Origin of the sequence: Brucella pseudogrignonensis (genome assembly GCF_031454375.1) — a bacterium.
Lineage (GTDB): Bacteria > Pseudomonadota > Alphaproteobacteria > Rhizobiales > Rhizobiaceae > Brucella > Brucella pseudogrignonensis_A.
In genome coordinates, this window is sequence record NZ_JAVDQT010000001.1 from 419,491 (window position 1) to 430,277 (window position 10,787).

Below are 10,787 nucleotides of genomic sequence, written 5' to 3' on the forward strand. Positions count from 1 at the left end.
ATCCGTCCGTATGGAAAGTAAGAAATTGCAGAAAACTGGTCGTCCACGCTCAATCGACCGTGACCATGTGCTCGACATGGCCGAGAAACTGGTTGCCGAGGGTGGTATCCTTGCGTTGACGATGGATGCGGTCGCGCAGGCCTCTGGCGTCACCAAGGGTGGCGTTCAATATTGCTTTGTTAATAAAGACGGGCTGATGAAAGCCATGATTGAGCGATGGGGCGACCGCTTCGACGATCTTGTGACGGCACGCAAACAGCATAGGCAGGATGCGATTTCGCATATTGCAGCGCATATCGCTGTCACGCGTGAGAGCGATGCCGAAGATGATTCTCGATTTGCTGCGATGATGGCGAGCCTTATTCCCAACTCGCATTATTTGGATGAAACCCGGGCCTGGTATCGCAAGCAGTGGGATGGTCTTGATGTTTCGACGCCTGAAGGCAGGCGCGCTCGGCTGGCGTTTATTGCCAATGAGGGCGCATTTCTGCTCAGAAGCTTTAACTTCTTCGAGCTGACACCGGAAGAGTGGCAGTCGATCTTCAACGATATTGAAGCGCTCTTGCCTGAAAAAGATTGACTCTTCTGCCACCTGACAGGCATTCGAAACGCCTGAACAGAGGAAGAAAACGTGACAGTTCATTTTATTGGCGCTGGTCCCGGTGCGGCCGATCTTATCACTGTGCGCGGTTTGCGACTGATCGAGAGCTGTCCTGTCTGTATTTACGCAGGATCACTGGTGCCGAAAGAAGTCGTTGCGTCTGCACCAGAAAATGCGCTGCTGATTGATAGCTCCTCGCTCACGCTTGATGAAATCATTGCGGCGATTGAGGCTGCTCATGCCAAAGGGTATGATGTTGCGCGGGTGCATTCAGGCGATCCGTCGATTTATGGCGCGATGGCCGAGCAGATGCGCAGGCTTGATGCGCTCAATATTGCTTATGATGTGACGCCAGGGGTTCCGGCTTTTGTTGCTGCTGCGGCTGCGATGAAGCAGGAGCTGACCATCCCAGAGGTTAATCAGAGCATTGTTCTGACGCGCACTTCGGTCAAATCTTCTGCCATGCCGGAAGGCGAAGAGCTTACAACCTTTGCAAAGTCGGGGGCGACGCTGGTCATCCATCTTTCCATTCGCAATCTTGCGAAGATCGAGGCAGAGCTGACGCCATTTTATGGTGCTGATTGTCCTGTGGTTGTTGCCTATCGCGTCGGCTGGCCAGATGAGCAGATTTTGCGTGGAACACTGTCTGATATTGCGGAGAAAATCGAACTTTCAGGTGTTAAACGAACTGCGATGATCTTTGTCGGGCGTGGCCTTGATCCGAAGAACTTTCGTGACTCAGCGCTTTATCATGAAGCGCACAGCCATGTTGCGCGCTCAAAATCTTAAAACGGAACGCGCATATTCGATTGCTTCGTCCACTGTAGCGACAATCGTTTTGGCCGAAACTTGCGGGCGGCTGATCATCATGACCGGGATGCCAAGATCACGGGCCGCTTTGATCTTGGCATAAGAGATGCTGCCGCCGGAATTACGGCTGACGATCAACCCGATTTTGCGTCCGCTTAGGAACTGCTTTTCGGCGTCATAATTGCCGGGCTTTGCCAAGACGATCTCGCAATCGTGCGGGAGGCTTACTTCCGGCGGGTCGATCATCCGCATAAAGAAATGCACATCGTTACGTTCGGCAAAGGGCGCAATGTGCTGTCGTCCTAGTGCGAGCAAGACGCGTTCACAGGCGGGGATAAGGTTCGCGGCTTGCGCTTCACTCACGACATCAATCCAGTTGTCGCCATTTTCCTTTTCCCATGCTGGGCGTTCAAGTCTAAGCAGAGGGATATTTGTGATTTCAGATGCTTGCACAGCATTTTGCGAAATGCGTGTTGCATAGGGATGTGTCGCGTCGATCAGGAGATCAATCTTCTCATGCGCCAGATACGTAGCAAGACCGTCTGCGCCACCAAAGCCACCTGTTCGGATTTTACCGCTGATTGACGTCGGGTTTGCCGTCCGGCCTGCAAGTGAGGTGATAGATTCAACGGGCAGGGGGACGAATGCAGAAGCAAGTTTTGCTGCTTCTGCTGTGCCGCCGAGAATGAGTATTTTAGAGACGTGCAAGGATATTGCCTTTGCGATCCGTGACGATGATTTCGACGTCAACGGGCGCGCCGCGCAAGGTTGCAAGTGCTGTTTCTTTTGCCTTTTGCGCAATGGGCGTTGCCATGTCGATGCCAAGGCCTTGAGTCAATTCAAGCACTTCGAGCGCAGTGTTCGCAAAAAGAATCCGGTCCTTAATGTCGCTTGGCGCGCCAGCTTTTTCGGCGATTTTCCAGAGGAAGCTTTTGTCGACCTGCGAGCGTGCTGAGTGGAGATCGAGTTCCCCTTGTGCAAGCTTTGTCAGTTTAGCAAAACCGCCGGCAATTGTGAGCTTGTCGATTGGATGCTCGCGAAGATATTTGAGAACGCCGCCTGCAAAGTCGCCCATATCGAGAATGGCAAAGTCCGGAAGATCATAAATGGCCTGAGCCGCATCTTCGGACGTTGAACCGGTGGCGGCGAGTACATGTTTTTGCTTTTCAGCACGTGCCACATCGATGCCGCGATGGATCGAATGAATCCATGCTGAGCAGGAGAAGGGATGCACAACGCCTGTCGTGCCTAAGATGGAAATGCCGCCGACGATGCCAAGGCGCGGGTTCCATGTTTTCTGTGCAATTTCTTCGCCACCCGGAACCGAGATCGTAATCACCAGATCAGCAGGCAGTCCATATTCAGCGCAAATCTGCTCGCAGATTTCTGTCATCATGCGACGCGGTGTTGGATTGATTGCCGCTTCGCCCGGCTGAATTTGCAGGCCGGGTCGGGTTACTGTGCCGACACCTTCACCAGCCTGAAACACAATGCCTGTGCCGGGAGGGGCCGGGAAAACCGTTGAGATGATTGTCGCGCCATGCGTTACGTCAGGGTCGTCGCCTGCATCCTTGACGATACCGGCCATTGCATAGCCTTCACCCAGTCCTTCATATTCAAGCTGAAAATAAGGAACTTCACCTTTGGGCAGGATGATGCCGACCGGATCGGGAAACTCGCCGGTAATGAGCGCAGTCAGGGCAGCCTTGGTTGCGGCGGTAGCACAGGCACCTGTCGTCCAGCCGCGACGCAACGGTTCTTGCCCGCCAATTTGCGTTTTTTCCTTGCGGGGCGTGGTTTCGTCGTTCATGGATGCCTGCGGATTTATCTGGTGACACATTACAAAATGACTGAAAATACTCAACCGAACATTACCCCATCTGGTGCTGACAGGATAGCTTTGCCTGCAATAGAGCCCGGGCATGTCTGGTTGGTTGGCGCCGGTCCCGGCGATCCGGGTTTGCTGACGCTTCATGCGGCCAATGCCTTAGGTCAAGCCGATGTGATTGTCTATGATGCTCTGGTCGATGAATCCTGCCTTTCTCTGAGAAATGCCACAGCCGTGTTGGAATATGCCGGTAAGCGCGGTGGCAAGCCTTCGCCAAAGCAGCGCGATATTTCGCTGCGTCTGGTTGAACTTGCAAAGCAGGGCAAAAAGGTTCTGCGCCTTAAAGGCGGCGATCCTTTCGTGTTCGGGCGCGGAGCCGAGGAAGCGCTGACGCTCGTAGAACATGGTGTGCCGTTTCGTATCGTACCGGGCATTACAGCGGGCATTGGTGGCCTTGCCTATGCGGGTATTGCGGCCACGCATCGCGATATCAACCAATCGGTCACATTCCTCACAGGCCATGATGCAACCGGGCTGATGCCAGATCGTATTAATTGGGAGGCGATTGCACAGTTTTCTCCGGTTATAGTGATGTATATGGCGATGAAACATATCGACCTCATCACAGAGCGCCTGATAGCTGCGGGGCGGTCACCAGATGAGCCTGTGGCGTTTGTCTGTAATGCCAGCTTGCCTGAACAGGTGGTTTTGGAGACCACGCTGTCACGTGCGGTTGCCGATGTCGAAGCATCGGGTCTTAAGCCACCGGCAATTGTGGTTGTGGGAGATGTCGTGAAGCTGCGTTCCGGGCTTGATTGGCTTGGTGCGTCTCAGGGACGTAAGCTGACAAGTGATCCGCTTCATCTCAACAAGGAGAAGCGCGCATGAATGGCTTCATGATTGCAGCACCTGCCTCCGGTTCGGGAAAGACAACTTTAACGCTTGGATTGCTGCGCGCTCTAAAGCGGCGTGGCGAGGCACTGGCACCGGCAAAAGCTGGCCCCGATTACATCGATCCTGCCTACCATAAGGCTGCGAGCGGTGTGGATTGCTTCAATCTTGATCCATGGGCCATGCGGCCAGAGCTTATAAGTGCTATTTCATCCCGTATGACTGAGGGCAACAAGCTGCTTGTTGTTGAAGGCATGATGGGGCTTTTCGACGGAGCGCTTGATGGAAAGGGTTCGTCGGCAGATTTGGCGCGTATGTTGGATCTGCCAGTCGTTCTGGTGGTCGATTGCGCCCGCCAATCCCATTCCATTGCCGCACTTATTTCAGGTTTCAGCCAGTTTCGCAAAGATGTGCTGATTGCCGGGGTCATCCTTAACCGGGTTGGTAGCGGCAGGCATGAGGCCATGCTGCGCGAAGCGATCAAGCCGCTCGGTATTGCCGTTTTGGGCGTAATTCCGCGGGATGAAGCGCTGGTTTTGCCTTCAAGGCATTTGGGTCTCGTACAGGCGGGTGAACATGCCGATCTGGAGCGTTTCCTTGAGCACGCTGCGGATGTGGTTGATGCGCATATTGATTTAAGCGCATTAGAGCATATCTGGTCGCGGCCAAAGCATCATGAGGCTATGGCGAATGTTCCTCGCCTCACGCCGCTTGGAAACCGCATTGCAGTCGCGCGAGACGATGCCTTTGCCTTTGCCTATGCGCATCTGCTCGCAGGCTGGCGCAGGCGTGGTGCGGAGTTTTCATTCTTTTCACCGCTTGCTGATGAAGCGCCCGATGAAAGCGCTGACGCCATTTATCTGCCGGGCGGTTATCCTGAGCTTTATGCCGGAAAACTGAGGCAAGCGAAGCATTTCCAGCAGGGCATGAGACGCGCTGCGGATCGTGGCGTACGCATTTACGGCGAGTGTGGCGGCTATATGGTGCTGGGTGAGACGCTGGAAGATTCGTCTGGTGTGAAGCATCCTATGCTTGGATTGCTTCCGCTTGAAACAAGCTTTGCCAAACGCAAAATGCACCTTGGCTATCGCAAACTGGAACCTTTGTCGGGTTCGCCATGGTCGTTGCCGCTTTCGGCACATGAGTTTCACTATGCCAGTATTGTGCGCGAAGGGGATGCCGAGCGCCTGTTCCGCGTCCGTGATGCGTTGAGTGAGGAGCTGGGAGAAGCGGGGCTGCGCGTCGGTTCAGTTGCTGGCTCCTTCATGCATGTGATTGATTTTTCCGGAGAGAATGCCTGAACATGACTATTGAGCATGGCGGAGGGCTGGATAAAGCTATTGCGCGCTTTGGCGGCAAGGCCGAAGACTGGCTTGATCTTTCAACGGGTATTAATCCCGAACATTTTCCTCTGCCAGAACTGGCTGCGCCCTTGTGGAACCGTTTGCCGGATGAGGGGCTATTGTTACGGGTTCTGACTGCGGCGCGTTCGTATTACGAAGCAGGTCAGAATGCGCCAATCGTTGCCAGCCCGGGCACGCAGGCGCTTATTCAGCTTATTCCGACAATGCTTGAACCTGCGACGGTCGCCATTTTGGGCCCGACCTATCAGGAACATGCGGCAGCTTTTGAAGCGGCAAACTGGAATGTGATCGAATGTGCGACGCTCGACGACATCCCAGAGGATGCGCTGGTGGTCACAATCGTCAATCCGAACAACCCGGATGGGCGGGTTGTTGCGCGGCCCGATTTGCTGGGGCTTGCGCGAAAGCTCGGCGAGCGCGGTGGTTTTCTGGTTGTGGATGAGGCTTTTTCTGATCCGCATCCGGAGGTGAGCATTGCAAGACATGCTGCAAATGCGCCGCTGGTCGTGTTGAAATCCTTTGGCAAGTTCTTTGGCCTTGCAGGAGTTCGGCTTGGATTCCTGCTTGCAAATGATGCGCTTGTGAAGCGCGTTGCAGACAGGCTCGGTCCATGGGCCGTGGCGGGGCCAACGCTCGCGATTGCACTCCATGCTTTTGAAAGCGGTGTTGAGCTTGAGGCATTTCATAGCCGCATTGATACAAGACGGGCAGAACTTGCCGCGACGCTCGCGCGGTGTCAGCTCGTGGAAGTCGGTGGCACAGCTCTGTTTTCGCTGGTGGAACAAGAAAATGCTCATCCAATTTACGATGCACTTTGTGAGCGGCATATTCTTGTCCGAAAGTTTGCCTATGCACCAAGCTGGCTGCGCATTGGACTAGCGCCTGATCAGGCGGCCCTTATGCGATTGGAACAGGCACTGCGGGATATTCTCCGCTTAAAAAAGTGATTCAGGAAAGCGCATCAAGTCCATGGAAATAAAGCTGATTATTCTTGCTTTAGCGCTTATTCTGGACCGTCTGGTGGGTGATCCGCCCCAGCTCTGGCAGAAAGTTCCGCATCCGGTGGTTCTGTTTGGCAAGGCAATCAGCTGGGGTGAAAAGCGTCTCAACGATCACAGTCTTTCCGTCAAAGCACTGCGCAGCAATGGCATGTGGCTGATAATCGGGCTGGTGATTTCCTGTGTTGTGGTGGGGTTGGCGCTAGACTATTTGCTGCCCTATCTGGGTACAGCAGGTGCGCTGGTCGAGATCGTCATCGTTGCGGTGTTTCTTGCACAGAAAAGCCTTGCTGATCATGTGCAGGCGGTGGCCTCTGGATTGCGTGAAGACGGTATTGAAGGCGGTCGCAAAGCGGTTTCGATGATTGTCGGACGTAACCCGGATCAGCTCGATGAAGGCGGGGTCAGTCGTGCGGCGATTGAAAGCCTTTCCGAGAATGCATCGGATGGCATTATTGCACCAGCATTCTGGTTTCTTGTGGGCGGATTGCCGGGGCTATTCGCCTATAAGCTCATCAATACTGCCGACTCAATGATCGGTCATCTCAATGACAGCTATCGTCATTTCGGACGCTTTGCGGCTCGTCTTGATGATGTCGCCAACTATATCCCTGCTCGATTGACCGGATTGTTCACAGCAATTGCTGCTGCATTCACGGTCGACAAAAAAGCCGGGAAAAGAACACTCAGAGTGATGTGGCGCGATGCGCCATTGCATCGTTCGCCCAATGCTGGCTGGCCGGAAGCAGCCTTTGCGGGTGCGCTTCAACTCGCACTTGCCGGACCGCGTCAGTATGGAACTGAAAAAGTGGAAGCGCCGCTGTTTTATGGCGAGGGTAAGCGCGAAGCTGATGTCACCGATATTGACGCGGCACTTTCGCTGTTCTGGTCAATGATGAGCGTGATGACAGGGCTGGTTATTGTGGCAAGTCTCATTGGACTTATCCATCGGCTGGTATGAAACTCGTGCCATCATAACGTTGCAGGCGGTTCGGATTGTCTGTTCGATTGCCATTGCCATCAAATTTCAGCGTGCCAATTGCAGTTTCAAACGAATTATTTCGTAAGATATCAATGACGGACAGCTGTTGTTCCTGCGCTTGTTTTATCGCCTTAGCTGCGAGTTCAACTGTAGCAAAGCCCATGACGGCATAGGCTTCCGGTAAAATGCCCGCCTTGCTGATGGCGTCTGTTGCAGGCTTTGCCGTTGAAAGATCCTGTGCCCTTAGCGGAGCAACCATAAGGGTTCCATCGCTTAGCTTTTGTGGGCCGGGAGCAGCATTCAGGACGCTGCCGCCTGCGATAGTCAGCGGATATTTAAGCGCCAGAGCACTCGCTCCAATGGCGGCAATATCATCACGTTCGCCGCCAACATAAACATGGGTTGCACCGGCGCGACGCAAACGAGAAACAAGTGCATTCTGGTTTTCGAGCCCGGGCCGGTAGGTATCGGTAAAGACGGGCTGCAATTGCTGATCTTTGAGACTGTTCAACACATGCGCCGCACGCTCGCGACCTTCAATGGTGCCGTCATCGATAATAGCGAAGGGCTGCGCGCGCCACAGACTGCCAAGAAAACTGCCTGTCGCTCGCGTTTCCTTGTCGAGCGACGTTGTCAGACGAAAAACAGCCATTGTTGGTAATGCGCGTTTTTCGGTCAGTGTGGGTTCGCTTACGCCTGAGGTGATGACAGGAATATTGTTTTGGGCGAGCAGAGGCAGCGCTGCTTCAAGCGCTTCGGAGCACAAAAAACCAGCAGCTATCTGCACTTTTTCCTGAATAAAACTTTCGGCTGCTTGCTTGCCGCCTTCTGCATCACAGCGATCATCTGCGATTATAAGCTGTGCATTTGCCGTTGTAGCAGCCACATTCGCGCCATCACGAAGCTGATTGCCCAATGCTGCAAAGTTGCCGCTCAAGGGTGCAGCAAAGCCGATACGTATATCGTTTGTATTGTCCTGTGCTTTGGCGCTTGCATCAAGCATTGTGCAAGCCGACAGAGCGATCAGCAGCAGCTTTAGATGCTTACGCCCATGCAGTCCGTTGCGGAAAACCGCTGTATATTTTTCTGGAAACTGCTTTGGCGTGATCACAGAGGCGGTCTTCTTCAAACATTTCATGACAAATTCAACGAAAAGTGGGTAGCGGTTTCCTCGCCTTTGTGCAATGCCCGTAAGCAGATACAGGTAAACGGAGAGACATCTGCGCTAACCTGACAGTCAATACGGATAGTTGCTCACGTGCAAATGCAAAATAATGCTTCCCCCGATGCTGTTTCTGTTGAGCCAAAGACTTATCGCGATGCGATGAGCCATTATGCTGGCGCAGTTCAGCTTGTCACGACTGCTGGTTCGGCTGGCCGCCGTGGTCTTACATTGACCGCTGCTTGCTCGGTTTCGGATAATCCGCCGACTGTGCTGGTCTGCTTGCAGAAGTCGCATCCGGAAAATCATCTTTTCATTGAAAATGGTGTTTTTGCCGTCAATACTCTCGCGGGAATCCATGAACAGCTGGCCGATGCTTTTTCCGGTCGCTTGGGGATGACGCAGGATGAGCGTTTTGAGCTTGCAGAGTGGGACGTGCTTGGAACGGGCGCACCAACATTAATTAACGCACTTGCGGTTTTTGATTGCCGCGTAACCAGCGTTCAGGAACATTCAACCCATCATGTGCTCTTTGGCGAAGTGGTCGGCTTGCGTTCAAATGCCGATGAAGAAGCGCTGATTTATCTCAATCGTCGCTATCATAAGCTGGAACTCTGAACGTGTTTGGGGGAGGGAAAATGATTAGGCACGGTGGATTGGTTGCAAGTTTGTTGCTGTTGACTGCAACATCTGCTTTCGCCCAAGGACCGATTCCTCCCTTCAAAGATGACTATTTTGCTTATCCAGGCGTGCTTAGCAGTGCCGATAATGGCGATTATAAAATCATCGATTACAATGAAATGCGCGATATTAATGGCCGCGATGCCGTACCGGAAAAGCGCGCCAAGGATGCCTATGTTTCGTTAAAAGCGCGGGCCTATCAAAAAGATATAGTCTTTCAGACTGCAGCGGGGCCAGTAAAGGCTATGGCTGCGGGCAAGCAGAAAGACGCTTCGTTCATTGTTATTTATTTGCATGGACGCGGCGGCAATCGCCTGCAGGGGATGAATGATTTTACATTCGGCGGTAACTTTAACCGCGTCAAAAATCTGGCAGCTCTTAATGGGGGGCTTTATCTGACGCCGGATTTTAAGGATTTTGCCGCAACTGGCGAAGAACAGATTGCTGGGCTCATTGAAGCTGCGAAGGCAACGTCGCCATCCGCACCACTTATTTTGGCTTGCGGGTCGCAGGGTGGGGCGCTTTGCTGGCGCATCGCCTCCAATGTAAAAGCTGGCAATCAGCTTGCAGGTCTGATCCTGATGGGTTCACTGTGGGACGAAGGTTTTTTCAAATCTCCAGCGTTTAAGAAGCGTGTGCCGGTGTTCTTTGGCCATGGCAGTCGGGATCCGGTTTTCGCAATTGATAAGCAGGAGGGCTTCTATCGGGAAATCCGCAAGCGTTCGCCCGGTTATCCTGTTCAGTTCCGTCGTTTTGAAAGTGGCAACCATGGGACGCCGATCAGAATGAGCGACTGGCGCGAGATGTTGAACTGGATATTCACGAAACAATGATGACGTCGTTGGGGATGCTCAACGAAAAACCGGCATTGTGGCCTTCCTGCCACTCGACAATCCGTCAAAAGCGAATAGTTATCTCAGTTAAAATTTTACCTAATCAGCAGATCGTAAGAGGTTGATCATGTCCGGACGCACCCGCAACGGAGCCCGTTTGTTTGTTATTGCTATGCTGGCTCCACTGGCTGCCGCTTGTACGACAACCACGCAAAATGCGACGGTTCCCGGCAAGTCGGAAGCGCCTGTTGCAGCTTCCAGCGTATCATTTCCACGTTTCGTTCCGACCTATTCGGTCGATTCATCGCTTGCGCAGCCTTGTATAACGGCTGCTGCCAACAAGTATTTCTTGCCAGAGCGTGCAATCACGGCGGTTAATTCGCGTCCGGGTGCGGGCGGCGGTACTGATGTTGATCTGAAGGTTGATCTGCGCACCGCTGTTTGTCAGCTTTCTGCAGGTGGTTCAGTTCGTTCAGTTATCGATACATCGCCTAAGAGTGCCGATCAGGTTGCAGCGGAAGCCGCTGCAGCTCAGACTGCTTCGGCTGCTCCAGCGCCGAAGAAGGCCAAGAAGAAGTGATTCAATAAAACTTCATAACTTACTAAAAAGGCAGGGATTTCCCTGCCTTTTTGTTTT

12 protein-coding genes are annotated in these 10,787 nt (G+C 53.2%); 9 read left to right on the forward strand and 3 right to left on the reverse strand.

What is annotated here, in order from left to right; genetic code table 11:
• Window positions 1–25: 25 nt before the first annotated feature.
• Window positions 26–580, forward strand: coding sequence for a TetR/AcrR family transcriptional regulator (locus J2782_RS01970; protein WP_310009916.1), 555 nt, complete (start codon window positions 26–28; stop codon window positions 578–580).
• 51 nt (window positions 581–631) lie between these two features.
• Entirely contained in the window at window positions 632–1,390 is a 759-nt protein-coding gene (gene cobM, locus J2782_RS01975) for a precorrin-4 C(11)-methyltransferase (protein WP_310009917.1), read from the forward strand.
• On the opposite strand, the gene J2782_RS01980 is transcribed toward cobM, so the two are convergent.
• Both J2782_RS01980 and J2782_RS01985 read right to left on the reverse strand, forming a co-directional pair.
• Window positions 1,379–2,119: a cobalt-precorrin-6A reductase gene (locus tag J2782_RS01980; protein WP_310009918.1), complete on the reverse strand. Its 741-nt coding sequence runs from the start codon at window positions 2,117–2,119 to the stop codon at window positions 1,379–1,381. The genes cobM and J2782_RS01980 overlap by 12 nt on opposite strands.
• On the reverse strand, window positions 2,106–3,221 hold the full coding sequence (locus J2782_RS01985; protein WP_310009920.1) for a cobalt-precorrin-5B (C(1))-methyltransferase: 1,116 nt from the start codon (window positions 3,219–3,221) through the stop codon (window positions 2,106–2,108). Before J2782_RS01985 ends, J2782_RS01980 begins: the two co-directional genes overlap by 14 nt.
• 36 nt (window positions 3,222–3,257) lie before the next feature.
• On the opposite strand from J2782_RS01985, the gene cobA reads away from it, so the two are divergent.
• From cobA to cbiB, 4 genes are read left to right on the forward strand one after another with little or no spacing between them, the layout of a single operon-like run.
• Window positions 3,258–4,127, forward strand: coding sequence for a uroporphyrinogen-III C-methyltransferase (gene cobA / locus J2782_RS01990; protein ID WP_310009922.1), 870 nt, complete (start codon window positions 3,258–3,260; stop codon window positions 4,125–4,127).
• Entirely contained in the window at window positions 4,124–5,431 is a 1,308-nt protein-coding gene (locus tag J2782_RS01995) for a cobyrinic acid a,c-diamide synthase CobB (RefSeq protein ID WP_310009924.1), read from the forward strand. The genes cobA and J2782_RS01995 overlap by 4 nt, the downstream gene beginning before the upstream one ends.
• Complete coding sequence (cobD, locus tag J2782_RS02000; protein WP_310011040.1) at window positions 5,428–6,441, forward strand: threonine-phosphate decarboxylase CobD; 1,014 nt, start codon at window positions 5,428–5,430, stop codon at window positions 6,439–6,441. The genes J2782_RS01995 and cobD overlap by 4 nt, the downstream gene beginning before the upstream one ends.
• A gap of 22 nt (window positions 6,442–6,463) precedes the next feature.
• Window positions 6,464–7,453, forward strand: a complete 990-nt coding sequence (gene cbiB / locus J2782_RS02005; protein WP_310009925.1) for an adenosylcobinamide-phosphate synthase CbiB — start codon at window positions 6,464–6,466, stop codon at window positions 7,451–7,453.
• On the opposite strand, the gene J2782_RS02010 is transcribed toward cbiB, so the two are convergent.
• Window positions 7,434–8,477, reverse strand: a complete 1,044-nt coding sequence (locus J2782_RS02010; protein WP_310011041.1) for a branched-chain amino acid ABC transporter substrate-binding protein — start codon at window positions 8,475–8,477, stop codon at window positions 7,434–7,436. The two genes, cbiB and J2782_RS02010, sit on opposite strands and share 20 nt — an antisense overlap.
• A 261-nt stretch (window positions 8,478–8,738) precedes the next feature.
• On the opposite strand from J2782_RS02010, the gene J2782_RS02015 reads away from it, so the two are divergent.
• The 3 genes from J2782_RS02015 (at window position 8,739) to J2782_RS02025 (ending at window position 10,730) form a co-directional block, all read left to right on the forward strand.
• A complete protein-coding gene (locus J2782_RS02015; RefSeq protein WP_310011042.1) occupies window positions 8,739–9,254 on the forward strand; it encodes a flavin reductase in 516 nt (171 codons plus the stop codon).
• A 20-nt stretch (window positions 9,255–9,274) separates the two neighbouring features.
• Window positions 9,275–10,150, forward strand: a complete 876-nt coding sequence (locus J2782_RS02020) for an alpha/beta hydrolase (RefSeq protein WP_310009927.1) — start codon at window positions 9,275–9,277, stop codon at window positions 10,148–10,150.
• Window positions 10,151–10,277: 127 nt separating this feature from the next.
• The gene (locus J2782_RS02025) at window positions 10,278–10,730 is read left to right on the forward strand and encodes a hypothetical protein (protein ID WP_250038950.1); all 453 of its coding nucleotides are present in this window, start codon (window positions 10,278–10,280) and stop codon (window positions 10,728–10,730) included.
• The last annotated feature ends 57 nt before the right edge of the window (window positions 10,731–10,787 follow it).